At 69.9% G+C, this 23,630-nt stretch carries 23 protein-coding genes and 1 pseudogene; 13 read left to right on the forward strand and 11 right to left on the reverse strand.

What is annotated here, in order from left to right; all coding sequences use genetic code 11:
- Nucleotides 1-337 precede the first annotated feature (337 nt).
- Nucleotides 338-1,765, forward strand: a complete 1,428-nt coding sequence (locus M2266_RS29340; protein ID WP_277440903.1) for a GDSL-type esterase/lipase family protein — start codon at nt 338-340, stop codon at nt 1,763-1,765.
- A gap of 146 nt (nt 1,766-1,911) precedes the next feature.
- On the opposite strand, the gene M2266_RS29345 is transcribed toward M2266_RS29340, so the two are convergent.
- The 5 genes from M2266_RS29345 to M2266_RS29365 all read right to left on the reverse strand — a co-directional run bounded on the left by M2266_RS29345 (nt 1,912) and on the right by M2266_RS29365 (nt 5,651).
- On the reverse strand, nt 1,912-2,046 hold the full coding sequence (locus M2266_RS29345) for a hypothetical protein (RefSeq protein ID WP_277440904.1): 135 nt from the start codon (nt 2,044-2,046) through the stop codon (nt 1,912-1,914).
- A 672-nt stretch (nt 2,047-2,718) separates the two neighbouring features.
- Nucleotides 2,719-3,759, reverse strand: a complete 1,041-nt coding sequence (locus M2266_RS29350; RefSeq protein ID WP_277440905.1) for an SPFH domain-containing protein — start codon at nt 3,757-3,759, stop codon at nt 2,719-2,721.
- A 3-nt stretch (nt 3,760-3,762) separates the two neighbouring features.
- The gene (locus M2266_RS29355; RefSeq protein ID WP_269270410.1) at nt 3,763-4,194 is read right to left on the reverse strand and encodes an NfeD family protein; all 432 of its coding nucleotides are present in this window, start codon (nt 4,192-4,194) and stop codon (nt 3,763-3,765) included.
- 579 nt (nt 4,195-4,773) lie between these two features.
- On the reverse strand, nt 4,774-5,043 hold the full coding sequence (locus M2266_RS29360) for an anti-sigma factor (RefSeq protein WP_277440906.1): 270 nt from the start codon (nt 5,041-5,043) through the stop codon (nt 4,774-4,776).
- A 50-nt stretch (nt 5,044-5,093) separates the two neighbouring features.
- Nucleotides 5,094-5,651 carry an RNA polymerase sigma factor gene (locus M2266_RS29365; protein WP_269270408.1) on the reverse strand — a complete coding sequence of 186 codons (558 nt, stop codon included), beginning with the start codon at nt 5,649-5,651 and terminating at the stop codon, nt 5,094-5,096.
- Nucleotides 5,652-5,810: 159 nt separating this feature from the next.
- Between M2266_RS29365 and M2266_RS29370 the strand changes: the two genes are divergently transcribed.
- Nucleotides 5,811-6,122, forward strand: a complete 312-nt coding sequence (locus tag M2266_RS29370; protein ID WP_269270407.1) for a zf-HC2 domain-containing protein — start codon at nt 5,811-5,813, stop codon at nt 6,120-6,122.
- 59 nt (nt 6,123-6,181) lie between these two features.
- Here M2266_RS29370 and M2266_RS29375 read toward each other — a convergent pair whose 3' ends face one another.
- From M2266_RS29375 to M2266_RS29385, 3 genes are all read right to left on the reverse strand, one after another.
- Entirely contained in the window at nt 6,182-7,213 is a 1,032-nt protein-coding gene (locus tag M2266_RS29375; RefSeq protein ID WP_277440907.1) for a methyltransferase domain-containing protein, read from the reverse strand.
- A gap of 302 nt (nt 7,214-7,515) precedes the next feature.
- The gene (locus M2266_RS29380) at nt 7,516-8,274 is read right to left on the reverse strand and encodes a TVP38/TMEM64 family protein (protein ID WP_277440908.1); all 759 of its coding nucleotides are present in this window, start codon (nt 8,272-8,274) and stop codon (nt 7,516-7,518) included.
- Nucleotides 8,271-9,077 carry a class I SAM-dependent methyltransferase gene (locus tag M2266_RS29385; RefSeq protein WP_277440909.1) on the reverse strand — a complete coding sequence of 269 codons (807 nt, stop codon included), beginning with the start codon at nt 9,075-9,077 and terminating at the stop codon, nt 8,271-8,273. Before M2266_RS29385 ends, M2266_RS29380 begins: the two co-directional genes overlap by 4 nt.
- 227 nt (nt 9,078-9,304) lie before the next feature.
- Between M2266_RS29385 and M2266_RS29390 the strand changes: the two genes are divergently transcribed.
- The 10 genes and pseudogenes from M2266_RS29390 (at nt 9,305) to mgtA (ending at nt 21,249) form a co-directional block, all read left to right on the forward strand.
- Entirely contained in the window at nt 9,305-10,714 is a 1,410-nt protein-coding gene (locus M2266_RS29390; protein ID WP_277440910.1) for an FAD-dependent oxidoreductase, read from the forward strand.
- Nucleotides 10,711-11,175, forward strand: coding sequence for a MauE/DoxX family redox-associated membrane protein (locus M2266_RS29395; protein ID WP_277440911.1), 465 nt, complete (start codon nt 10,711-10,713; stop codon nt 11,173-11,175). The genes M2266_RS29390 and M2266_RS29395 overlap by 4 nt, the downstream gene beginning before the upstream one ends.
- Complete coding sequence (locus tag M2266_RS29400; RefSeq protein WP_277440912.1) at nt 11,175-12,608, forward strand: radical SAM domain-containing protein; 1,434 nt, start codon at nt 11,175-11,177, stop codon at nt 12,606-12,608. The genes M2266_RS29395 and M2266_RS29400 overlap by 1 nt, the downstream gene beginning before the upstream one ends.
- Nucleotides 12,609-12,612: 4 nt before the next feature.
- Nucleotides 12,613-13,401 carry an MTAP family purine nucleoside phosphorylase gene (locus tag M2266_RS29405; protein WP_269270400.1) on the forward strand — a complete coding sequence of 263 codons (789 nt, stop codon included), beginning with the start codon at nt 12,613-12,615 and terminating at the stop codon, nt 13,399-13,401.
- A 103-nt stretch (nt 13,402-13,504) separates the two neighbouring features.
- The gene (locus M2266_RS29410) at nt 13,505-14,068 is read left to right on the forward strand and encodes a TIGR04282 family arsenosugar biosynthesis glycosyltransferase (protein ID WP_277441409.1); all 564 of its coding nucleotides are present in this window, start codon (nt 13,505-13,507) and stop codon (nt 14,066-14,068) included.
- The gene (locus tag M2266_RS29415; RefSeq protein WP_277440913.1) at nt 14,065-14,793 is read left to right on the forward strand and encodes a TIGR04283 family arsenosugar biosynthesis glycosyltransferase; all 729 of its coding nucleotides are present in this window, start codon (nt 14,065-14,067) and stop codon (nt 14,791-14,793) included. The genes M2266_RS29410 and M2266_RS29415 overlap by 4 nt, the downstream gene beginning before the upstream one ends.
- A gap of 50 nt (nt 14,794-14,843) precedes the next feature.
- Nucleotides 14,844-16,520: a radical SAM protein gene (locus M2266_RS29420; RefSeq protein ID WP_277440914.1), complete on the forward strand. Its 1,677-nt coding sequence runs from the start codon at nt 14,844-14,846 to the stop codon at nt 16,518-16,520.
- Between the two features lie 29 nt (nt 16,521-16,549).
- Nucleotides 16,550-17,749: a hypothetical protein gene (locus tag M2266_RS29425; RefSeq protein WP_277440915.1), complete on the forward strand. Its 1,200-nt coding sequence runs from the start codon at nt 16,550-16,552 to the stop codon at nt 17,747-17,749.
- Nucleotides 17,750-18,230: 481 nt separating this feature from the next.
- Nucleotides 18,231-18,590 carry a metalloregulator ArsR/SmtB family transcription factor gene (locus M2266_RS29430; protein WP_277440916.1) on the forward strand — a complete coding sequence of 120 codons (360 nt, stop codon included), beginning with the start codon at nt 18,231-18,233 and terminating at the stop codon, nt 18,588-18,590.
- Nucleotides 18,591-18,621: 31 nt separating this feature from the next.
- Nucleotides 18,622-21,249, forward strand: a pseudogene (gene mgtA / locus M2266_RS29435) (magnesium-translocating P-type ATPase).
- 90 nt (nt 21,250-21,339) lie between these two features.
- Here mgtA and M2266_RS32490 read toward each other — a convergent pair.
- Complete coding sequence (locus tag M2266_RS32490; protein ID WP_346780938.1) at nt 21,340-21,522, reverse strand: hypothetical protein; 183 nt, start codon at nt 21,520-21,522, stop codon at nt 21,340-21,342.
- Nucleotides 21,523-21,955: 433 nt separating this feature from the next.
- Here M2266_RS32490 and tatA point away from each other — a divergent pair, with 433 nt between their 5' ends.
- Nucleotides 21,956-22,240, forward strand: coding sequence for a Sec-independent protein translocase subunit TatA (gene tatA, locus M2266_RS29445; RefSeq protein ID WP_277440917.1), 285 nt, complete (start codon nt 21,956-21,958; stop codon nt 22,238-22,240).
- 14 nt (nt 22,241-22,254) lie between these two features.
- Here the strand turns inward: tatA and M2266_RS29450 are convergent, their stop codons facing one another.
- Nucleotides 22,255-22,497 (reverse strand): hypothetical protein, encoded by a 243-nt coding sequence (locus tag M2266_RS29450; protein WP_269270394.1) that lies wholly within the window; start codon nt 22,495-22,497, stop codon nt 22,255-22,257.
- A gap of 60 nt (nt 22,498-22,557) precedes the next feature.
- The gene (locus M2266_RS29455; RefSeq protein ID WP_277441410.1) at nt 22,558-23,403 is read right to left on the reverse strand and encodes an IS5 family transposase; all 846 of its coding nucleotides are present in this window, start codon (nt 23,401-23,403) and stop codon (nt 22,558-22,560) included.
- Between the last annotated feature and the right edge of the window lie 227 nt (nt 23,404-23,630).

Raw genomic sequence — 23,630 nt, forward strand, 5'->3', positions numbered from 1 at the left:
CCCCAGGCGGCCCCGCCGCCGCCCCGACCGTCAGCATCGGCGCCCACCTTCTCATCATCCTGCCACCTGCCACTTTCGGGATCACGGTCAAGCCGGGCCGCCTCCAGCCGTCCCATCATGACCTGCCATCCTGCCCTACCCGGCTCCCTGCCCCTCCCAGGTATCCCTGCGCCGCCAGCCGATCACCGGGCCGCCGCCGAAGTCCGTCCGCTCAACCGTGCAGACCCGGTAGGGTCGCACTCCTGCCGTGACAGCCTGGCCCCGGCTGTTCGTAGGCCGCCCGGCGGACAGACAGGCCGAGCCGCCGACAACTGTTCCGGCCGAGCAAAGGACCCGTATGCGCCCGTGGCTCCGCCGGATACCGACCCTCCTCGGGTACGCCGCCGCCGTCCTGGCCGTGGCCGCACTGTCCGTGTGGCTGTCGGTACGCGTCACTCCCCTGCAGACCGTCTCCCCGGCCGGCCAGACCGTACAGGTGGGCGCCGCCACCCCGGACCTGAACATGTCCGGGCCAGGCGAACTCGAACTCTTCGGCCAGACCATCCCCACCCAGCCCCGGTTCGAAGGACCCATCCGCCCGCGCCTGAAGCTCACCCACATCTCCCTCAACGCCCAGGCCAGCGCCCTCACCAAGCCGGGAGGCGCGCAGGCCGCCGGGAAGGACCTGAGCGAGCAGCTCACCTCCGCCTGGACGCGCTACCTGCTGTGGGAAACGCTGATCGCCATAGGGTTCGCCGCGCTGATCGCCGTAGCCGTCGCGGGCATCCGCCGCTCCAGCCGGGCGTCGATGCTGTGGATGCTCGCCATCGCCGTCACGAGTGTGTTCGCGCTCAACGCCCTCGGCGTCTACCTCCTGGCCTCCGCCACCCCCGCCGCGCTACGGCAGGTCCGCGGCATCGAAGACCTGGTCGGACCCAGCACACCCACACCCGTGCAGGCCGTCGGCACACCCGCCCAACCGGGAGTGGAGGCCGTGGTCATCGGAGACTCCACCGCCGCCGCGATCGGCAACGCTCCCCTGGACCACCCCACCACCACGGACACGGCATGCGGACGCAGCAAGGACGCTTACGCGCTCTACCTCGCCGCCGCCAACAACTGGAACATTCTCAACCTGGCCTGCAGCAGCGCCACCATCCGCGACGGACTGCTCGGCCCCCAGCAACGCGGCACCACCCAGGTGCCGCCCCAGCTGTCGGCCGCGATGGGAGCCGGTAAAGCCTCGGTGATCATCGTCAGTATCGGCGCCAACGACATCCACTGGTCCACTATGGCCGCGCTCTGCGCCGCCGCGAACGCCTGCGACGACCGGGCTTCCACCGCCTACTTCCAGCAGCAGATCGCCGCTTTCACCACCGCCTACTACGACCTGCTCAGCAACGTCGCCGCTCTGCCCCAGCACCCCCGGGTACTGATCAACGAGTACTACAACCCCTTCGGCGAGAACATCGACTGCCTCAAGGACCAGAACATCACCACAGCCAAAGCCAAGATCCTCAAATCCCGGCTGGACCAACTCAACTCCGTACTACGCCAGGGCGCCCAGACGTTCGACTTCACCGCCGTACCCCAACACTTCGACGGCCACCGGCTCTGCAGCGACCAGCCCTTCGTCCAGGGACCCGACGCAGACGCACCCCTGCACCCCAACGCAGCCGGCGAACTCGCCATCGCCCTCGCCGACCAACAAGCACTCTCCCGCACCCGAACCCCCACCAGCACGCCCACCCCCAGCACCGGCGCCGCAGCCCAGAACACACCGTAGCTACCGCCGCACACGCCTCACGACCAACCACCGTCCGCCGCGCCCCTGAGTGCAGCCCGAGCCGCGGCGGCGGCGTCAACCCTCTCGCGCCGGTGGACGGACACCCGAACAAGCAGGCCAGAATCCCCAGCCTTGTCGTGGACGGATCAGACACAGTTGACCGAGCTGCGGGAGACCGCGCCGCGATGTCGTGCGCCGGCGACGTTCACCGGTATGAACGAGGTGGCCGTGTTCGAGGCGAAGAACTCGAAGTGACCCCAGCCGCAGGTCTGCGAGGCCATCGTGGACCGACCTACTTCGGCGGGAACATCATCGATTCCTACCGCCTCGCGCAGGCCCGGGCCCGGGCTGGATAGGACGCCGCCGGGTGCAGGGAGCCGGATCGTGCGGGGCCCAACCACGGGCGTCCGATCCGTCTGCGCGGCGACTGCAGGTGTAGGTGAGGCGCGACGCGGCCTGCGAAGCTGACCGGAATGCTCGGGTCGTCCTGGATGCTCCGGCTGCTGCCGCCCAAGTCTCCGCACCAGCCGTGGATCGGCGGCATGCGCCGCGCTGCACGAGCCTGATGCTGCTTCTCAGAGGGCCGATCGGCCACATGACGGTCGCCCGTCTCTTGGGGAATCCACACTTTCGCAGCCATCTGGAGGCACTACTGGCTTTCGTGGATTCCGACCACATCGCCAGCGCCCCGGTCCACTCGTCCACGTCGTCAACACGCGCCGGTCCCCATCGACTACGCCCGCCGCCGAGCTCTGTTCGCCGACGACACCGTCGAGTTAGCCCTCGACGAAGACCGCCACCGGCAGATCTGCCGGTGGCGTGAGGGTCCGCCAATTCAAGCCCGTCCACCTGGACAGGCCCGCCGGCGCCTGCGGCGGTGATCGGCAGCGTGGGCGCATCTGACGGCTCCGCCTTGCGGGAATCGTGCTTCGCTGCGCTCGGTGTCCGTGTTCTCATCTGTCGTCGGTGAGCGGGTCGAACGGGAGGGTGGTGGTGTCGGCTTTGGCCGCGGCGGCGAGGGCCTCCGCGGCGGCATTTGCGGCCTGCGCCGCGTCGTCCGCGGCTTCCGCCGCTCTGGCGTCGGAGGAGGACGTCTCGCGGGTGGCCGGCGACGGGGGGAGCGCCTCGCTGAAGGCCCGGGATACGCCTTCGAGTGCGGAGGTGACCTCGCTGGGGATGACCCAGAAGGTGTTGCCCGGGCCCTGGGCGAGCTGGGGCAGCATCTGCAGGTACTGGTAGGCGAGCAGCTTGGGGTCGGGGTCGTTGCGGTGCACGGCCTGGAACACCTCGCCGACGGCTCGGGCCTGGCCCTCGGCCTTGAGGATCTCGGCGGTCCGGTTGCCCTCTGCGCGCAGGACGGCGGACTGTTTGTCGCCTTCGGCGGTGAGGATCTGCGACTGGCGTTGCCCTTCGGCCCCGAGAATCGCGGCCCGCTTGTCGCGCTCGGCCCGCATCTGCTTCTCCATCGCGTCCTTGATGGACTGCGGTGGGTCGATGGCTTTGATCTCGACCCGGTTGACTCTCAGTCCCCACTTGCCGGTGGCGTCATCCAGAACGCCGCGGAGCTGATTGTTGATGGTGTCGCGTGAGGTGAGGGTTTTTTCCAGATCCATGGATCCCACGACGTTGCGCAGGGTGGTCACGGTGAGTTGCTCGACACCGTGGAGGAAGTCTGCGATCTCGTAGGCGGCTGCTCGTGGATCGGTGACCTGGAAGTAGAGGACAGTGTCGATCTCGACGACCAGGTTGTCCTCGGTGATGACCGGCTGCGGCTTGAAGGACACGACCTGTTCTCGCAGATCGATCAGCGGATAGACCCGGTCGATGTACGGGATGACGAGGCTGAGGCCGGGCTTCAGCGTGCGGCGGTAGCGGCCGAGGCGTTCGACATTGCGAGCGCGCGCCTGTGGGACGATCCGCACCGCCCGCAGCACCGTGAAGACCGCGAGCAGAGCGACGATTACGCCGGCTATGAGAAGCGCCGAGACTTCCATGGCTCACTCCCGGGGGTAGACGAACGCGGTGGTGCCACTGATCTCCATGACATCGACGGTCGTGCCAGGGGGGATGACCTGCGTATCGTCGAAGCAGCGGGCCGTCCATTCCTCGCCGCCGATGCGCACCCTGCCGTCCAGGTCCGTCACCTCCGAGAGGGTGCGGGCGGTCTGGCCCACCAGTGCGTCGATGCCGAAGCGCTCGGTCGGGGGTCCCGCCAGGCGGCGCACGGCGAAAGGCCGCACGAACAGCACACTGAGCGTCGCGACGACGGTGAACACGACGAACTGCAGGGGGGCAGAAAGCCCGAGTGCTGCGGCGCCCGCGGTGACCAGCGCAGCAACTCCCAGGATTCCCAGTGCGGCGGTGAGGGTGAAGATCTCCGCGACGCCCAGGACGGCTGCAGTGATCAGCCAGATCAGCCAAGGATCCATCGGGGGCCCTCCTCCTGCCGTGCACCGGCGCGCGACAGCGGCCGACGACCCCCACGGGCTGCCAGTCCACGGATATACGCCGCACAGTCCCTGTAAGGGATCTACCCGTAATTTTCGTCTGAAAACCGAACAATTCCTATGGGGGAAGAGTGGGAACGACCTCAGACGGGAGTGCTGCTTGTGCCCCTGTCGTGGGGCAGGCCGCAGGGTTGTCGGCGAAGCCGCATGAGGGGCCACGACTGCCACCTCCTGGGAGCGATCGACGCGCCCGCGTGGGACAACAGGCGACCGTCCCTGCCGCGCGTCTCGCGTGCTGTGCGCAGGCGGGGACGAGGATGTCGCCTTCTCCGTGAGTGAAGCTCATCGCTCGTGACGGTGCTCCCGCATGACTGGCGCAGGCTCACTTCAGGTTGCACTTGGGGAAGACGCCGTGGGTGCAACGACTGACCCAAGCCCCAAAAGGAACGCCGCTGGCCGGAGCTTCTGCCAAGTCCTCCGCCAGCTAGAGATCCTGCTCGCCGCCTGCCCGCACCTGTCACCACAGTATCCCCAAACCAGCACCAACCTGGCCAAGCACTGCTAGGCACCTGCCGGGCGCGTCGTGCCGTGTTCCGCGTCGTCGTCCCCGGCCGGTGGGTCGCTCAGAAGCGATGCGCCGAACGCCTGCAAGCGCCCCACCGCCCGGCTGTCGGGCTTCGTCCGGCGGGCGAGAGCGTTGTGGATCTCCTGGTAGACGGACGCTTCCAGGCCGCAGCGCCGGCAGTCCTCCAGGTGCGCTGCGACCCGGCGTGCGGTGACCTCGTCGGTTTCGCCGTCGAGGTAGCACTGCAGTACGCGGGCGACCCGCATGCAGTTCATTCGGCGTTCGGCCGCCGCACGCCGCCGCCATGGACGCCTCTTCACATCACACCTCGCTTCGGTGCCAGTCCTGCCGTGGCCAGCCGCGCCCGTATCCGCCTTCGCGCCCGGTGCAGCCGGCTCATCACGGTGCCTTCGGGCACGTCCAGCAGGTGGGCGGCCTCGGCATAGGTGAGGCCGTCGATGTCCACCAGCTGCACCACCTGGCGGTGCTTGTCCGGCAGCGCGCCCAGGGCCTCGTCCACCACCTCGTCGAACGCCTCACCCACCACGATCTCTTCCGCCGACCCGCTGGGGCCCGTGGTGCTGAGCCGGTCCAGATCGGTGTCCGGGTCGTCCAGGAGGTGGGGACGGCGGCGGCGGTGGCGGTTGATCTCGGCTCGCCGCATGATCGTCAGCAGCCACGCGCGTGGGTGCTTCCCGTCGAAGCGGTCCACGGCCCGGTAGGCGCGCAGAAGGGTGTCCTGCACGAGGTCCTCGGCATCCGCCGGCTGCGCGGTCAGCGTCATCGCCACCCGCAGCAGTACCTCCACCTCCGGCAGCACATAGGCGCCGAACGCCTGACCCCGAAGGTCCGCGGGGTCAGGCGGCGCTGACACTTCGTCTTCCACAGAGTGGAAACCCCCTCTCCCCGGACCCGCATTCCATCCTCTTCATCCTTCTGCTTTCCGCTCCCTGGCGCCACTGTGGTCAGCGGCGAGGTGAGGAGCATGTGCGGGGGCTGGAATGCTGCGTGCGGCGGGACGGGTTTCCGCGGTATGAGATGGCAGCGCGTTCCCGGGCCGGGGCGAGTGTGGGCGGAGTGCCGGGAAAAGGTACGGCATGTGCGGCTGCGGGGCAAGGTGGAGGCGTACGTCGACGGGCAGCTCACAGGTGCGCACCGCGTGCGGGTGGCCGCCCACATCGCCTGCTGCTGGGCATGCAGCGGCAGTCTGCAACTGCTGCGGCTGATCAAGGCGTCCCTCCGGCACCATCCCCAGCGGACGCCCCCGTCTCTCGCGTCAGCCCGGGTACGACGCTTCGCTCATCACCTCACCACGCCGCCGGGCCGGGACCAGCCCCGGCGTTGAAGGACACCGATCCCGCGCGAACCCTGCCGGCCGGGCGTCCCGGTGGCCCGGCGTCCCGGTCAGCAGCAGCCCGACGGTGCGCCCATGGCCGACGCGGCTGCCCCGTCCACGGGATCGCAGGGGAACAGGCCGAAGTGGTGGCTCTTGTCTCCGGTGACGGTGAAGTGGGCCGCGTAGCGGGTGGCGGCGAGCATGTCGGCGGTGTTGCGGCAGATGAGCATCGGCTTGCCGGTGCGGAGGTGGTGGTGGTCGTCGAGGTCGAAGGCGTGCGGGTGTTCGGCGATGGTGCCGCGGTAGACGGCGACCTGGCCGTAGTCCTCGCAGCGGTCCTCCAGGGGGAGCTTGAAGGTGCGGACGGTGCGGGAGGTGAAGGCGGCGAAGCCGATCTTCTGCTCGATGTCCGGGTCGCTGATCTCCACCGGGGAGGTGGTGACGGTGCGGGCGTCCGGGCAGCCGGCGCGTTGAAGGATGCGGCGGAAGTCCTCGGTGTACAGGGCGCCGGCGAGGCATTCGCCGACGAGGACGGGATCGTCGAGTAGGGGAGTGGGCAGGCGGCGGTCGGCGAAGATGTCGGAGAAGTACAGCTCGCCGCCGGGCTTGAGGACGCGGAAGATCTCGGCAAAGACGCGCGGCTTGTCCGGCGACAGGTTCAGGACGCAGTTGGAGACCACCACGTCCACGGAGGCGTCCGGGACGCCGGCCGTGGCCAGATCTTCGATGTAGCCGTGGCGGAAGTCGGTGTTGGCGTAGCCGAACCGTTCGGCGTGCCAGTCCTGATGGCGGCGCGCCACGGCCAGCTGTTCCTCGGTCATATCGACGCCAGTCACCCGGCCGGTGGGGCCGACCAGCTGGGACAGCACGTAGACGTCCCGCCCGCTGCCGCAGCCCAGGTCGAGCACAGTGGCCCCGCTAAGTGCGGGCGGGATGGGCGAACCGCAGCCGTAGAAACGCTCCATGACCTCGTCGTGCACCTGCGCGAGAGCCGCGGCGATGTGGGGCGGGGGCGCCGTGTCCGTGCAGCAGGCCGAGGTCTTCAGGTCCGCGGAGGAGGCGAGCACCTTTCCGTAGTAGTCCTTTACCGATTCCGCCACGGACGAGAGGGGCGTCTGCTGCCCCGGGGATACGTCAATCGTCGCCATGTCTCTCCCTGATGAGTGATCTCGCCTGCTCCGGCCGGTGGTTCGCCGGGGCCGCGACGGGAACCCGCTGTGCGGCGGTTGTCATTCCCCCCTCCGCTGTGCCGTAATCCGGACGGGTCTCAGATCAGCGGCGATCAACCACCGGTGTGCAGGACCGATGCCGTCGGGCGCGCTCCGAAGCGCGGTGGGCTTCCTCCACATCAGCACGGACTTCCTCCCTCACGGCACGTTCGCCGTCGGTATCCCCCGGGTCGTCACCGGCTACCGGCAGTCGCGCCGGCCTCGACGCTGCGGGAGCGGACCAGCCGTGCCGCCCACCAGCCACCCGCGCTCAGCACCAGCAGAGCACTCAGCGCGATCCACAGCCCGAGGGAGCCGGGGTCGCCCAGGGAACCGCCGAGCCCGGTGTAGACGACCGTGCCCGGGATGATGCCCAGGACCGTGGCCGTCACATAGGAGGAGAAACGGACCCCGGCCCCGTAGTTGATCACTGAGAAGGGGAACAGCGGCACCAGCCGCACGAGCAGCACGGCCGCGAACCCGCGGCGTGTCAGATAGGCGTCCAGCCGGGACAGCCGCCCCGACCCGGCATAGCGGGCTACGACCGGACGCCCCAGCCAGCGGGCGAGGCCGAACGACAGGGCCGCACCCGCCGTGGCTCCCACGAGCACGGCCGCCACCCCCAGCGGCAGCCCGAACAGCGCCCCCGCGGAGGCGGTCAGTACGGAGCCGGGCAGCAGCGCCGTCACGGCCAGGGCGTAGCAGACCGCGAAGACGACCGGCCCCCACATGCCGAGCGAGTCGACCCACTGGCGCACCTCGCGCAACAGGTCCCCGCCTCCCAGTGCCACCCAGGAGCCGAGCGCCACCAGCAGGACCACGAGGAAGGCCAGCCGTATCCACGGCGCGCGCGCCTGCCTTCGCGCCACCCCGACCGGGCTCGCATCGGAGCACGGGCCGGTGGCGGGCAGCGTGGGCTCGGTAGCGGAGGAGGGGGTTGACTGGTGGTTCATAGCGGCTCCGGTGACGGTGGTTCGGCGGGAAGGTCGGCCACCACGCGGCGCAGCGGCAGCTCCAGGCGTCGCCCCGGGGCCGCCCACCGTGCCAGGGAACGCTTGGCAGCCTGGGAGCGGTCGGGTGTCAGATCGGGCAGATACAGGGCATCGGCCAGCAGGGCCGCCGCGTCGGCCGAGTCGATGGCGAGGGTGAAGACGCGTCGCTCGTCGGTGCGGACGCGGAACCCGGCCGTGCGCAGCAGGGCGGCGAGTCCGTCGCGGGCCTGCGGGTTGGGCCACGGCTGGCGTAGGGCGCGCAGGGCTGCCATCACCCGGAGCCAGCCGAGCATGCCGGACGGGGAGAGCCCGGACTGGGAGGGCACCAGCGCCGCGAGCCTCCCACCGGGCCGCAGCACACGCCGGATCTCCCCGAGGACCTGCGGCAGGGGGGTGACGACCGGCAGGCACATGGCCGCGCAGACCGCCCCGGCGCTCGCGGAGGCGGCCGGGAGCGCGTCCCCGCCGGCCCGGACCAGTGGTCCGCGGCCCCGGCGTGCCGCTTCGGCGAGTTCTGCCGCCGACAGGTCGATCCCGACCCAGTCGGCGTCCGGGAGTTCGTCACGGGTGGGCGCCGAGCCGCAGGCCAGATCGAGGATCGTGCCCTCGATACCGCGCAGCGGTTCGGCCAGCCAGGCGTAGGGGGAAGTATCGGCCAGGGAGAGCAGTTGCTCGGTGATACCGGGGTGCGCCTGGTGGTAGGCGGCGATGAAGCGCCGCCAGTCCGGTTCGTCCATCGAGCCCTCGCCCCTCGTCCGAGTCATGGGGACGGCTCGTCCCCGTGTGCTTTCCGTCGGGAACCCTGCCGGGCCGGCTCCGCATTCCGTTTCGGACACGCCGGACGCGGACGGATGACGCCTGGTCGCGCTGCTGACCGTGATCGTGGGACTGAGAAAGGGGAAGGCCCAGACGGTGTCACCGGGTTTCCCTCACGTCCCGCGACCACGCACCGGCCGTCCCGACGGCGCACCGACCTAGGAGAGCCCGAACCATGAACAGGTACGACCTGGTGGTCATCGGCGGCGGCAGCGCCGGCCTGACTGCGGCCCGCACCGCGGGGCGCTTCGGCGCCCGCACGCTGCTCGTCGAGCGGGACCGGCTGGGCGGGGACTGCCTGTGGGCGGGGTGCGTGCCGAGCAAGGCGCTGCTGCACGTGGCCGCCGACGTCCAGGCGGCCCGCCGCGCGGCTGCCTACGGGCTCCCGCCGGTGTCCGGCCGGGCCGACCTGACGGCGGCCATGGCGGAGGTGAAGCGGGCGATCGGTGCGATCGAACCGCACGACTCGGCTGAGGCGCTCGCCCCGTACGGAGTCGACGTCACGTACGGCGCGGCGTCCTTCACCGGCCCGGGAACCCTGACCGCGGGCGAGAGGGAGGTCTCTTTCCGGTACGCGCTGATCGCCACGGGTTCCTCGCCGGCTCTGGTGCCGGTCCCCGGCCTGGCCGAGGCCGACCCGCTGACTAGCGACAGCGTCTGGGAGCTGTCCGAACTCCCGCGCCGCCTGGTGGTGCTGGGCGGTGGGCCCATCGGCTGCGAGCTGGGGCAGGCGTTCGCCCGGCTCGGATCGCAGGTCACCCTCGTGGAGGCGATGGGCCGCCTGGTGCCCCGTGAGGAACCTCGGGCGGCACAGGTGTTGCGGGAGCGGCTGGAGGCCGAGGGTGTCACCGTGCTGACGGGCTACCGTGCCGAGAGTGTCGATGCCGGTGCCGTCCACGGGCCCGGTGGCCTTCTCCTGTACGACGCGCTGCTGGCCGTCACGGGCCGCCGCGCCAACGTCCAGGGGCTCGGCCTGGAGGCGGCCGGTGTGGAGCTGACCGGCACCGGTCACGTCCGCACTGACGACCGGCTGCGTACCACCAACCACCGGATCTACGCCGCCGGTGACGTCACCGGCCGTTCGGCCTTCACCCACCTGGGCGGCACGCAGGGCGGAGCGGTCGCCGCCGACGCTCTCCTCGGCGTACGCCGGCCCATCGACTACCGGGCGGTGCCCTGGGTGACGTACACCGACCCCGAGATCGCCCGGGTCGGCCTCACCTCCGACGAGGCGCGCGAAAAGTACGGCGAGAGCGCACGCGTCCACACGCTGGAGAACGACCGGGTCGACCGGGCGGTCGCCGACGGCCGCACCGAGGGTTTCACCACGCTGGTGCTGGGCCCGCGCGGGAAGATCGTCGGCGCCACGGTGGTGTCTCCGAGGGCCGGGGAGACGATCGCCCATCTGGCGGCGGGGGTGCGCCTGGGCTGGACGCCCTCGGACTACGCGCGCACCGTGCACCCCTACCCCACGTACGCCGACGGGCCCTGGCATACGGCACTGGCCGATGTCTACGCCCGCCTGGCCCGGGGAAGCGGTCCCATCGGGGCGCTGCTGAAGCTCCGCAGAGGGGTGATCCGATGATCCTCCGCATCGTCCTGGGCACCGTTCTGGCGGCGATGGCGCTGGGCCAGCTTGCCTCGTTCGATGCGATGCCCGCCATCCTGACCACCTACGGTCTGACGTCCGGCGCGGCCTCGACCGCTCTGGCCGTGGCGTTGATCAGCGCTCAGGCGGTGACGGCCCTCTGGTTCCTTGCCCGGCCCCGCTCCCACGCCGCCCCGCCCGTCTGGCTGTACACGGGCGTCGCGCTCGTGTGGTCGGCCCTCGCCGCCCAGGCGTTCGCCCGCGGGCTCGTCCTCGACAACTGCGGCTGCTTCGGGGCCAACCTCTCCCAGCCGCTGCGTTGGTACGTCCTCGTCGAGGACGCCCTGATGCTGCTGAACGCCTGGCTGCTGTGGCGCGGACTACGGCGAGCCCGGCCCACCTCCCTCACCGCCGGGGCAGCCCTCGTGGCAGCCCGGAGACAGCAGGAGAACCACTGATGCGGATCATCACGGCACTGCGCGCCCTCGAACATGCCACCCGCCCCTACGACACCGAGTTCGCCGAGGCCATGGAACGCCGCTGGGCGGAACTCCCCGAAGCCGCCAGAACTCCCGGCCAGATCCTGGGACGGCACGGCGTCGGCTGCGAGGGCACCCACGGCGTCTTCCCCAAGTGCAACCTCAAGTGCACCCCCTGCTATCACTCCCGGGACGCCAACCAAGTACGCATCGACGGCCCCCACACCCACGACCAGATCGCCGCGCAGATGGCGCTGCTGCGTGAGCTGCGGGGCCCCCGCGCCCACACCCAACTCATCGGCGGCGAGGTCAGCCTGCTCACCCCCGACGACCACGCCGCCGCGCTGACGATCATGCGGGATCACGGCAGGGAACCGATGAGCTTCACCCACGGCGACTTCGACGACGACTACCTCACCCGCCTCGCACTCGGCCCGGATGGCACACGGCGTATCGGGCGGCTGTCCTTCGCCGCGCACTTCGACAAGTTCATGTATGGCAGGCGCGGCATCGAACGCCCGCCGGACGAGCAGTCGCTGAACCCGTACCGGGCACGGTTCGCCGCCATGTTCACCCGTCTGCGGCACGAGCACAGGGTTCGGTTCTTCCTCGCCCACAACATGACCGTCACCCCGGGCAACCTCGACGAGATCGCGGGCGTGATCCGCGACTGCCACGCCATGGGCTACGGCATGTTCTCCTTCCAGCCCGCCGCGTTCCTCGGCGACGAGCGGCGCTGGAAGGAGAAGTTCCGCGAGGCGACCCCGGACGCGGTGTGGGCGGAGATCGAGCGCGGCGCGGGGACCCGGCTGGACTACCGTGTCTTCGAGAACGGCGATGTACGCTGCAACCGGACCGCCTACGGCTTCTACGTGGGCAGCCGCTGGTATCCGTTCCTCGACGGCGACGACCCGCGCGACCTCGCCGTACGCGACGCGTTCTTCCGCTACTTCGGCAAGGTCACCTTTACCGGAACCCCACCCGCCCTCCTCGCCGCCAGGGTCCTGCGGGTGGTGGCCCGCCACCCGTCCACGGCGGTGATGGCGCTTCGCTGGCTGGCCCGCACCGCCCGCCGCGTCGGGCTGCTGCGGCTGGCCCGCCACCGGATGCGGGTGCGCCCGGTCACGTTCGTCATGCATCAGTTCATGGACGCCGATGTCGTCGCCCCGGCCTGGGAGATGATGCAGCGCGGCGAGCAGGCCATGGAGCCCCGGCTGCGCGAGACCCAGGAGCGGCTGGCCGCCTGCCACTACGCCATGGCCCACCCCGAGAACGGCACCCTCGTCCCCGCCTGCGTGCAACACGCCGTACTCGACCCGGCCGAGAACGCGGCACTTCGCACCCTGTTGCCGATCGTCGAGGTCCGCACCACCGCCGGCCGCTCGTCCGGCATGTCACCGAAGGAGAAGTAGTTTCATGCGCATCGGTGTGATCACCGGCTCGGGCAGCTACGATTGGCCCCATCTGGAACGGGCCGCGGAGCGGATCGTCGTCACCGACCACGGCGAGGTCACCGTCACCGAGGGACGCCTGGGGGACGCGGAGATCGTTCAGCTGTCCCGGCACGGCGCCGGTCACCATCGGCTCTCCAGCCAGGTCGACCACAAGGCCAACCTGGCGGCCCTGCTGGCCTGCGAGACGGACGCCGTGGTGTCTTTCACCGTCTGCGGTTCCCTTGACCCGGATCTGCGGCCGGGCTCGCTGGTGGTCTTCGATGACCTGTACTTTCCCTCCAACCGGCTGCCCGATGGCACCCCCTGCACCTGGTACGACACCCCTGGCGAGGCGGGCCGCGGCCACTGGATCTTCGAGAAGCCCTTCAGTGAACCGCTGCGCCAAGCGCTGATCACCGCCGCCGGGCAGAGTGGGGTGCCCGTCGCGACGCAGGGTGTGTACGGGCACGTCGACGGGCCCCGGTTCAACTCGCGCCCGGAGGTGGCCGCCCTGGCCGCGGCCGGGGTCAGTGCCGTCAGCCAGACCGCGGGACCGGAGGTCGTCCTGGCCGGGGAAGCCGAACTGCCCATGGCACTGGTCGGTTTCGTCACCGACTACGCCAACGGCGTCGCCGCAGAACCGGAACCGGTACAGGCACTGCTGGACCGCATGGCGGCGAGCAAGGAGGTCTTCGCGACACTGGCAGAGCACGCGCTGCCCTCCCTGGACGCCGTGAGCGGGGCCGGATTCGTCTACCGGTTCAACGCGTGAACGCCGCCGGCCACCGGGGCACCCCCGCGATCCTGGTCATGGCCAAACCGCCCCTGCCGGGCACGGTCAAGACCCGGCTGCATCCCTTGCTGAGCCCGCTGCGCTGCGCGGAACTTCAGGCAGAACTCATGCGCCACACCGTGGAACTGGCCACCGCCCATGCCTCGCGTACCTCGCCTACGCCCCGGACCACGGCAGGGACGCCATCAGCACGTCGGTGCCCGCCGATGTCCGGTTGCTGAGCCAGCGCGGTGAAGACCTCGGACAACGCCTGACCGCGGCCGTCACGGATGCCTTCGCCGACGGCGCGGGCCCGCTGTTGGTCATCGGCACCGATGCACCGACCCTCACCGGCGACCGCCTGAGCGCCGCGTTCACCGCCCGGGAACACCATGACGTTGCGCTGGGCCCGGCGCTCGACGGCGGCTACTACCTGATCGGCCTTCGAGCACTCCACACCTCGCTCTTCGCCCTCGACCCGGATGTCTGGAGCACGGAGCGTGTATGCGCGGCGACCCGCGCCCTCGCCGACGGCGAAGGGATGAGCATGGGAATGCTGCGTCCACTGCGGGACTTGGACACCCCTGAGGACGCAGCCGCGCTCCTGACGGATCCGGCGCTGCCCCCGCCGATCGCCGCCCTGCTCCAGCCCAAGGAGAGGCCATGACGCAGGTGTCGATCATCGTCCCGGTCCTGAACGAAGAGGCCACGATCCACGATGCGGTTAGCCGCCTGTGCCGGGACTTCCCCGGCTGCGAGCTGATCGTCGTGGACGGCGGCTCCACCGACGCCACCGTCGAACTCGCCGCTCTCCACGCCACCGTGATCGGCAGTGAGCGTGGCCGGGCCAAGCAGATGAACGAGGGCGCCCGGCACGCGTTCGGCGACATCCTGTGGTTCGTCCACGCCGACACCGCCGTCGAGCCCGAAGCCCTGGGCCAGATCCGGGCCGCTCTCGCCGACCCGGCCGTGGTCGGAGGCGGCCTTACCCTGCGCTTCGACCGCCGGACACCCGCCCTGAACTACCTGGCACGGACATCGAACGCCCGCGCGCGGCGCCTCCACCACATCTTCGGCGACCAGGCCATGTTCATCCGCCGCACCGTCTTCGTCGCCCTCGGCGGCTTCCCGGACCTGGCCATCATGGAGGACCTGGAGATGTCGCGGCGCCTGCACCGCCGCGGCCGGCTGCGCCTGCTGCCCGCCATCTCGACGGCCTCCTCACGCCGCCTGGTCGCTCACGGGACCTGGCGCATGATCGTCTTCATGCAGTATCTGAAGCTGCTGTACTTCGCCGGTGTCGACCCCCAGGCCATCCGCGCCCGCTACACCGCCGGTCCCCGCTTCCTGCGGACCTGGCGCCCGTCCGCGGCCCGAACCAGCCGCATCTGAACGCCTTTTCCTTCCTCTCTTCTGCCTTCGATACCTTGGAGACCGATCCCATGCTCATCGCAGTCTGCGGAGGGCCTTACGGGAACCCGTACGCCCTCCAGGCGTTCGTCGACGACGCCCGCGCCCGGGGCGCCGAGCGGCTGTTCTGCCTGGGCGACCTCGGCGGCTTCGGCGCCGACGTCGACGCCCTGTGGCCGATCCTGACCGACAACGGCATCGAGTGCGTCGCCGGGAACTACGACGTGGCCATCGCCCGCGGCGACACCGACTGCGGCTGCGGCTACCGCGACTCCAAGGACAACGAGTACGCCCAGCTGATCTACGACCACACGCTGGCCACCACCGGCCGCGACTTCGCCGCCTGGATGGGCACCCTGCCCACCGAGCGCCGGGAGACGATCGACGGCGTCGACGTCCACATGGTCCACGGTTCGACGCTGGCGCTGAACGACTTCTGGTGGGAGTCGCTTCCTGAGGAGCAGCACCGCCTGCGGGCCGAGGCGTCCGGGGCCGATGTCGTGCTGTGCACCCACAGCGGCTTGCCCTGGCAGCGGCGCATCGGCGACACGCTCGCCGTGAACGTCGGCGTGCTCGGCAAACCCGCCAACGACGGCCGCCGCGAGGTCTGGTACGCGATCCTCGACCTCTCCGCCGGGCACGTCACCGCCGAGCTGATCCCGCTCGCGTACGACTGGCAGGCGCAGGCCCACTCGATGCGCGCCGCGGGACTCCCCGAGATCTTCGCCGAGACCATCGAGACCGGCTGGTGGACCACCTGCCTGGAGATCCTGCCGCCGCGTGAGCGTTCCCGGGGCCTCTACCACCTCTACCGCTCCACCCTGCCCTCCGGCTTCCGCCCGGCGGACGACGGCTGGGGAGAGACCGCTCCCCAGTCCCTGGAAGGCGAGCGGCCGGTCGTGCCCCTCTTCGGCACGGCGTACTTCCCGGCGCGGCTGTGGATCTACACCAACTTCCACTGCAACCTGGCCTGCGACTACTGCGCGGTCGCCTCCTCCCCGAAAGCGGCTCCCCGCACCCTGCCCACCGACACCTTCCGCGCCCTCGTCGACGAGGCCGTACAGGCCGGATTCACCGAGCTGTACCTCACCGGTGGCGAGCCCTTCCTCCATCCGGACATCGTCGGCCTCCTCGACTACGCCTCCGCCGAACTGCCCACCGTCGTGATGACCAACGCCATGCTGCTGCGAGGCCGGCGCGCCGCCGGCCTCGCGGACCTGGCCGACCGCAAGCTCACCGTCCAGACCTCCCTGGACGGCGCCACCGCCCACACCCACGACCTTCACCGCGGTTCCGGCTCCTGGCAGCGCACCCTCGACGGCATCCACCACCTGATCGGCCTGGGACTGCCTCCGCGCGTCGCCCTCACCGAAACCGAGGACAACACCCACGAGATCCCCGCGGTCGCCGCACTCCTTGCCGGACTCGGCCTGCCCACCGACCACTTCGCCGTACGCCCGCTACTGCGCCGAGGATTCGCCGAGACCGGAGTGGAGATCGGCGAGGACTCCAGCATCCCCGAACTGACCGTCACCACCGACGGACTGCACTGGCACCCCGCCGGCGCCGACCTCACCACCAGCCCCGACCTGCACCTCGCACCCGCCGGAGCCTCGCTCGCGGCGGGCAAACAGCTGGTCACCGAGCGGTTCTTCGCCGCCCGCCTCACCGACGGCACCCTGCCCCGCCCCGTCCACTGCGCCATCTGACCCGTACCCGTACGGAAAGGAAGTCGACCATGCAGCGACACGTCGCGATCCTCGGCGCCGGACCCGTCGGCCTCGACGCCGCTCTCGCCTGCGCCGACGCCGGATGGCCGTTCACCGTCTACGAAGCCGGGGACACCGTCGCCGCCCACGTACGGGCCTGGGGCCATGCCCGACTCTTCACCCCGTGGGACCTGAACGTCTCGGGCCGGATGCGCACCCACCTGCCGGACGCCCCGACCGGCGACGACTGCCCCACCGGGGCCGAACTGGCCACCCGCCTGCTCGGCCCCCTCGCCGCACTGCCCGCCGTCCAAGGCCGGATCAGGCTACGCACCCGCGTAGCCGGCATCGCCCGCACTGGCCTGCTCAAGCACGAGCACATCGGCACCGACACCCGCGCCGCCGCACTCTTCTCCCTCCTCCTGGACACTCCCGACGGTGAGGACACCGCCGAGGCGGATCTCGTCCTGGACTGCACCGGCACCTACTCCCACCCCAACACCCTGGGCCGCGGCGGCATCCCCGCCCCCGGCGAACGCGCCCTCGCCGACCGCGTCACCCGTACCCTCCCGGACACCGGCGATGCCGGTCGCTGGGCGGGCACCGTCCTGCTCGTCGGCGCCGGAAAATCCGCCCAGACCGCGGCCCGCGACCTCGCCGCCCTGCCCGGCACCCGCGTCCACTGGGCGGTACGCGGTACGGCACCCGACTGGGGCGCCGTACCCGACGACACCCTGCCCGGCCGCCAGCACCTCGTCGACACCTCCCGGGTCCTCGCCGATGGCGCCAACGACCGCGTCACCGTCCACACCGGCGCCCACGTCCAGGCCCTCAGCCCCGACGGTGACCGGGTCCGCGCCTGTCTCGCCACCGAGGGCGGCCCGCGCGAGATCGTCTGCGACCACGTCGTGGCACTGACCGGCTACACCGGCGACGCCTCCCTCTACCGCCAGTTGCAGGTCCACGAGTGCTACGCCACCGGCGCCCCGATGAACCTCTCCGCCGCCCTGCTCGGCTCCGCGGGCGGGGACTGCCTGGCCCAGCCGTCCGTCGGCATCGAGGCCCTGCGCAACCCCGAGCCGCACTTCTTCATCCTGGGCGCCAAGTCCTACGGCCGCCTCAACACCTTCCTGCTGCGCACCGGCTACGAGCAGATCGACCAGCTCGCCGCGGCCTACGCCGCCGAATCGCTCAGCCGCTGCGCCGCGGAGAGCTCGGTGAGCGCGTGAAGCCGGTCCAGAGGTGACTGGGCGACGGCGATGAGGTGGTGGTAGCGGTCGGCGATGGCGTACTGCGGCAACAGGGCGAGCGCGACGGGGTCCCGCTCGGACGCAAGTGGGCCTGATGCTCGCTGTTGACGCGCTTGAGGCGGGCGTTGCGGTGTGAAGGTGCCAGGCACGCCCGTTGACGTCCGGGATGCTGTCGTCTCGGCAGTAGAGGATGCAGTGGTCGTTGACCCAGGTGATGAACTGCTGCCGACGGGAGTTTGTGAGAGACCGCCCACACGTATAGGGGCCCATGACCCCCTCGGGGACGCGGTCCGTGCTGTTCTCACGGTGTCGCCGGTGACTTTCGCTCGCGGTCCGGCGGCTCTGCGCCGTGCCGCCGCGGCGGGCCGGTGGACGGGACCGCCCTGGAATGTTGTGGCCAGTACCTAGACTGGGCGTTTTCGGGGCGAGGGTGCTGCCCCAGGCGAACGGGAGTGCGGTAGTGGCGACAGGCGTCGGCGACTTCGAGGACCCGTCAGCCGAGGTGCTGACGGAAGCCGCCGCTGCCTTCGGGATGCTGGCCTCGCCCGCGCGGCTGCATATCGTGTGGGCCCTGGCGCACGGCGAGAGCGATGTGACCGGGCTCGCCGAGCGGGTGGGCGGTGCGCTGCCCGCGGTGAGCCAGCACCTGACGAAGCTGAAACTGGCAGGGTTGGTGCGCTCGCGCCGAGAGGGGCGCCGGGTGGTCTACCTTGTCGACGACCCCGATGTGGTGACCATGGTGCGCTGGCTGGTGGGGCAATTGTCGGAACGTGCCAGGCAGCCTGTGCCGGCGAGGCGTCTGCGTGACCTGGGCGCCTGAGTCTGTTGCTGGGAGCGGCACTGGCCGTACGATCCCGGCGCCTCACCGCGTTTCTGCACGTGATACCACGAAGCTCACTCCGCTGGAAATGTTGCGGCGGTTGGGGAGCGGGCCGCGTGGACTGTTCGAATCACAGGCCGAGGAGCGGCTGCTCCAGTACGGCGAGAACACCATTGCCGCGCAGCGCCCCGCCTCCTGGCCGCTGCGTTTCGTAGGCAGCCTGAGGGATCCGTTCACCGCGGTGCTGCTCTGCCTGGGCCTGGTGTCGGCCGTCGTCACCTCCTGGGGAACGGCCTGCGTGATCGCGGTGCTGGTCGCGGTCAGCTGTGCGCTGCGCTCCAGCGGGGAGTACCGGGCGGACCGGTCCACGACCGCGCTGCGTGAGCTCGTCGCCACCACCGCGACCGTCCAGCGGCGTTCCGACACAGCCGGAGCGTCACTGGGCCGGGAGATTCCCGTCGATCAACTGGTTCCAGGTGATGTGATCAGGATCGGGCCGGGTGACCTGGTGCCTGCGGATGTGCGGCTGTTGCGCGCCTGCGGCCTGACCGTGCGGCAGGCGCCGCTCACGGGAGAGTCCGCGCCGGTCGCCAAATACCCCGTCGATACTCCCGCTGATCCTGACACGGCCCTGTTCGATCAGCCGCACCTGTGCTTTCTAGGCAGCAGCGTGGCTTCCGGCAGCGGCACCGCGGTCGTCGTCGCGACCGGCGAGGCCACCCAACTCGCCAGTACGTAACGAGAGCCCGCGCGGCGGCGGCGCGAGACCACATTCGACCGCTCTGTGAACGGGATCTCCTGGACTCTCATCCGATTCATGCTGGTGACCCCGCCGCTTGTCCTGATGGCTGATGCGGTCCTGCGCGGGCGTGGGCTGGAAACCCTGCCGTTCGGGGTGGCAGTGGCGGTGGGTCTGACCCCGGAGATGCTGCCCGTCATCGTCACCACGGCACTGGCCCGGGGTGCGGCCGTCCTCGCACGAGACAGCGAGGTGATCGTCAAGCGGCTGCCGGCGCTGCACGACCTGGGCGCGATCGATGTCCTGTGTACGGACAAGACCGGCACCCTGACCCAGGACCGGCCAATCCTGGACTGCCATGTGGACCCGGAGGGCCGCAGCGATCCCGAGGTGCTGCACTGGGCCGCCGTCAACAGCCTGTGGACACTGCAACTCGCTGATCTGCCGGCCCCGGACGCCCTGGACGAAGCGATCCTGGAAGCAACCGAAGATTGCGGCGACGAACTGCTGGCCTACGACGGCGTTGCCGCCCTGCCCTTCGACGCGATCCGCCGCAGTTCGTGCGCGGTGGTGCGCCGGCCGGGCCGAAAGGGCCTGCCGGGCGGGCACACTCTGGTCGTCAAGGGCGCGGTCGGGGACGTGCTGGAGCGGTGTACCCGGCTGCGGGCCGGTGGTCACGAGGTGGATTTGGACGCCACCGCCCTGGAGCGTGTGCGTCGTCTCGCCGCGATCCAGGCCGAGGGCGGCCTGCGGCTGCTGGCCATCGCCCTTGCCGATCGTCCGGCGCTGCTGGGCCCGTACACACCTGCTGACGAGCGTGGTCTGACCTTCATCGGCTTTGTCGGACTGCGCGATGCCCTGACGCCCACTGCCGCCGACGCGCTGTCGGTCCTGGCCGGCCGGGGTATCGCCGTGAAGGTCCTGTCCGGCGACCATCCGGGCACCACTGCCCGCGTCTGCCGGGACCTGGGCCTGGATCCCGGCGAGGTCGTCACCGCGGAGCGGGTCGATGGCCTGACGGGCGCAGCCCTGGCAGAGCTGGCCGGCCGCAGCACGGCCTTCGCGCGTTGCAGGCCCGAGCACAAGGCCCGCATCGTCGGCGCATTGCGAGACGGCGGCCACACCACCGGCTTCCTGGGCGACGGCGTCAACGACCTGCCCGCGCTGCAGGCCGCCGATGTGGGGATCTGCCCGCGTGACGCAGTTGATGTCGTGTGTGAGAGCGCCGATGTAGTGCTCGCCGCAAAGGACCTCACCGCCATCGACGACGCGATTCTCGCCGGACGCCGCAGCAGCGGAAATATTGCGACCTATCTGCGCATCACCCTGTCCTCCAACCTCGGCAACGTCATCTCGATGCTGGTCGCCGGGCTGCTGCTGCCGTTCCTCCCGATGCTTCCGGCGCAGGTACTGGCGCAGAACCTGTGCTTCGACGCCGCACAGCTCGCCTTCGCCTTCGACCGTCCTGGTCCTGCCGCGCTGCGGCGGCCTGCCGTCTTGTGGCCGCGTGACTTCCTGCGCTTCATCACCGGTTTCGGCCTCCTCAACGCCACAGCCGACCTGGTGACCTTCGGAGTGCTGGTGCTCGCGGTGCACGGAGCGGGCCGTCCCGGCGGTCAAGCGTCCTTCCACGCCGGGTGGTTCACCGAGAACCTCCTCACCCAGGCGCTGGTGATGCTCGTCCTGCGTACCGGACGCCGGGCCGCCGAGGGCCGCGCCCCTACGTCGGTCCGTTTCGCAACCACCCTGCTGGCCGTCATCGGAGTGCTGCTGCCGCTCTCACCCCTCGGCCCCGCGCTGGGCATGGCCGTTCTGCCATCCCTCTACTACCTGCTGGTCGCCGCCGTTCTCGCGTTGTACGGGGCGGGGCTGATCGCTGCCAAGGCGTTCTACGAGCGGCGCGTCGCCAACCCGCTGTAGGACGGCAGGGCCCAAGCCGCTGCGGCGGGCCGGCTCATCCGTACGACAGGTTGGAGCAGGAGTCGTCGTCGGCGGATCGTGCCATTTCGGTCACGCCAGGGGGCAGGCCGGGTTGCCCTGAGCGGTGTTGCCGACCGAGAGGGCCGATTTGACCTTGACGTTGCTCTGGAGCTTGGTCCAGTTGCCGTCGGGCAGCTTGCTGGCGGGGACGTAGACAAGGGTGTCGCGCGGGAAACGGCGTGCTTGCTGTCGGCGTAGACGTGCAGCAAGCACGCGGTGCCCGAGCGGCCGACGTCTTCCTTGCCACCGCCAGGACCGCTGTTGTCGCCCGATCGCGTGTCGGAACCGATGACCAGGACGTTCTGCCCGGCGGTGGAGGCTTTGGGCCGGTTCTCGTGGGAGACGCCGTGCGCATCGAAGGTGTTGAAGTTCCCGTTGAGCTGGACGTAGGCCCATCCCGCGCCCGCGACGAGCATTACCAGGATCGCAACCACTATCGCGGCGGCGATTCGCCGGGGGCTCAAGGTCGTTCTCGTCCCGGCCCGCCTTGGCTGCCTGCCCTGTCTGCCCCTCATGCGTGCGGCTTCCGGACAGGAGACGGCCCAGCCCGACCGTTGGTTGTACAGTTGCGCAATGTAGCAAGTTAATCTGTGGACGCGGCCTCCCGGGTCTGCGATCCCGATGACGAGGAAACGGTGGGGCGTCGATGCTGCGCAACGGTCTGGAACCCTGGCACCTGCTGGTCGTGGCGCTCGTGGTGATTGTGCTGTTCGGCTCGAAGAAACTGCCGGACACCGCCCGCGCGCTGGGCAAGTCGATGCGGATCCTCAAGAGCGAGGCCAAGGCCATGAAGGACGATGGGGCACCGGCGGCCGCCTCCTCTGCGCCCGCACCGGGCGAGTCGGTAACGCCGCTCACCATCCAGACGGCCCCCGGCGACACCACCTCCGCCCGCCCGGTGCACGAGGGCAGGCCCGCCACTCCCCGTTGAAATGTGACCGCGGGTCAGGGACTGGCCGCGTCGAAGCGGTAGCGCACCGGCTCCGTTGTCGAGCGCGAGTCGCGGCGGTAGACGTAAATGGCCTGTATGTGAGCCTGCGTCTGGCCGTTGGATGAGGGAGTTTCCAGCTCGCAGGGGAAAGTCACCTGCAGCACCCACGGCCGGTCGATTACCCGTATCCGGAGCCCATTTCCGGGACCGCCGTCGAGCACGGCCGTCTCCCGCCCCACAGCGTCGTATGGCTTCATGGCCAACACATTAGAGCTTGCGCAACTCTCAGAGGACGTTCCAGTTGAAAACCGGATAGTTCATGGGTTGTGCCAGGTTATGGGCGTTTCGTCGGTTGCTCGTTTCGCGAGGTTCGAGATCATCGCGATGCGGATCATGCTTTCGGAGTGTGCGGGTTTGGTCTCGTAGTCGCGGGCGAGGCGGCGGTGCATCATGATCCACCCGAAGCTTCGCTCGACGACCCAGCGCCTTGGGACCACGGAGAAGCCTTTGACCTGCTCGTTTCGTGGGACTACGTCGACGTCGATGCCGAGGGCGGCACCGTGCTCGATGGCCTTGGTCTTGTAGCCGGTGTCGACCCATGCCTTGGTGATCGTGGGGTAGTCCGTGGCGAGCTGGGTGAGGAGCTGTTTGCCGGCCTCGTTGTCCGAGACGCTGGCGGCGGTCACGATGACCAGCAGTAACAGACCGAGAGTGTCGACAGCGATGCTGCGCTTGCGGCCTACGATCTTCTTGCCGGCATCCGTGCCCTGAGTGTCGGTGGGGACGCTGGTCGCGGTCTTGACGCTCTGCGCATCGATCACGCAGGCGGTGGGCTCGGCGGTGCGTCCTGCCTGTTCACGGACCATCCGGTGCAGGTGGACGCCGAGTTTCCTGATGGTGCCGTCGACACTCCAGGCACTGAAGTAGCCGAACACGGTGGTGTGCGGCGGGAAGTCGTGCGGCAGGTAGCGCCACGGGACGCCGGTCCGGTTGAGGAAGAGGATCGCGTTCATGACTTCCCGCAGGTCAGTGACCTTGCCGCCGAGGTTGAGCGAGGTCTTCTGGCGCTCAACCCGCCAGGCCGTCAAGGTCGGCTCCATCAACGCCCACCGGGCATCGGAGAGGTCACTGAGGTACGGCAGGCGCGGCTGCGAAGAAGTCATGGTGATACTCATGCACGAGGTCTCCACCCGGGCATATCGCTCGATCGAGCGAGGCAAAAGCCGTATTCAGCGGGTTCTTCGAACCGGACAGGAGCTATCAGCTGGAACCGGGGCGAAAGGTGGGGTCACGCCTTCCGAAGCTGCTGCCGCAAAGCGCCTGTTCTGCCTGTATGCGGCTAATCCCGGCACGACAGAACCAGGTCAAACCATCACGTAAATGACACGAA

Source organism: Streptomyces sp. SPB162, assembly GCF_029504575.1.
Taxonomy (GTDB): Bacteria; Actinomycetota; Actinomycetes; order Streptomycetales; family Streptomycetaceae; genus Actinacidiphila.

Coding starts and splice junctions, on each gene's coding strand:
- M2266_RS29340 (WP_277440903.1), top strand. CDS start 338: ATGCGCCCGTGGCTCCGCCGGATACCGACCCTCCTCGGGTACGCCGCC.
- M2266_RS29345 (WP_277440904.1), bottom strand. CDS start 2,046: ATGGCCTCGCAGACCTGCGGCTGGGGTCACTTCGAGTTCTTCGCCTCG.
- M2266_RS29350 (WP_277440905.1), bottom strand. CDS start 3,759: ATGGAAGTCTCGGCGCTTCTCATAGCCGGCGTAATCGTCGCTCTGCTC.
- M2266_RS29355 (WP_269270410.1), bottom strand. CDS start 4,194: ATGGATCCTTGGCTGATCTGGCTGATCACTGCAGCCGTCCTGGGCGTC.
- M2266_RS29360 (WP_277440906.1), bottom strand. CDS start 5,043: ATGCGGGTCGCCCGCGTACTGCAGTGCTACCTCGACGGCGAAACCGAC.
- M2266_RS29370 (WP_269270407.1), top strand. CDS start 5,811: ATGAGATGGCAGCGCGTTCCCGGGCCGGGGCGAGTGTGGGCGGAGTGC.
- M2266_RS29380 (WP_277440908.1), bottom strand. CDS start 8,274: ATGAACCACCAGTCAACCCCCTCCTCCGCTACCGAGCCCACGCTGCCC.
- M2266_RS29385 (WP_277440909.1), bottom strand. CDS start 9,077: ATGACTCGGACGAGGGGCGAGGGCTCGATGGACGAACCGGACTGGCGG.
- M2266_RS29390 (WP_277440910.1), top strand. CDS start 9,305: ATGAACAGGTACGACCTGGTGGTCATCGGCGGCGGCAGCGCCGGCCTG.
- M2266_RS29395 (WP_277440911.1), top strand. CDS start 10,711: ATGATCCTCCGCATCGTCCTGGGCACCGTTCTGGCGGCGATGGCGCTG.
- M2266_RS29400 (WP_277440912.1), top strand. CDS start 11,175: ATGCGGATCATCACGGCACTGCGCGCCCTCGAACATGCCACCCGCCCC.
- M2266_RS29405 (WP_269270400.1), top strand. CDS start 12,613: ATGCGCATCGGTGTGATCACCGGCTCGGGCAGCTACGATTGGCCCCAT.
- M2266_RS29415 (WP_277440913.1), top strand. CDS start 14,065: ATGACGCAGGTGTCGATCATCGTCCCGGTCCTGAACGAAGAGGCCACG.
- M2266_RS29420 (WP_277440914.1), top strand. CDS start 14,844: ATGCTCATCGCAGTCTGCGGAGGGCCTTACGGGAACCCGTACGCCCTC.
- M2266_RS29425 (WP_277440915.1), top strand. CDS start 16,550: ATGCAGCGACACGTCGCGATCCTCGGCGCCGGACCCGTCGGCCTCGAC.
- tatA (WP_277440917.1), top strand. CDS start 21,956: ATGCTGCGCAACGGTCTGGAACCCTGGCACCTGCTGGTCGTGGCGCTC.
- M2266_RS29450 (WP_269270394.1), bottom strand. CDS start 22,497: ATGAAGCCATACGACGCTGTGGGGCGGGAGACGGCCGTGCTCGACGGC.
- M2266_RS29455 (WP_277441410.1), bottom strand. CDS start 23,403: ATGACTTCTTCGCAGCCGCGCCTGCCGTACCTCAGTGACCTCTCCGAT.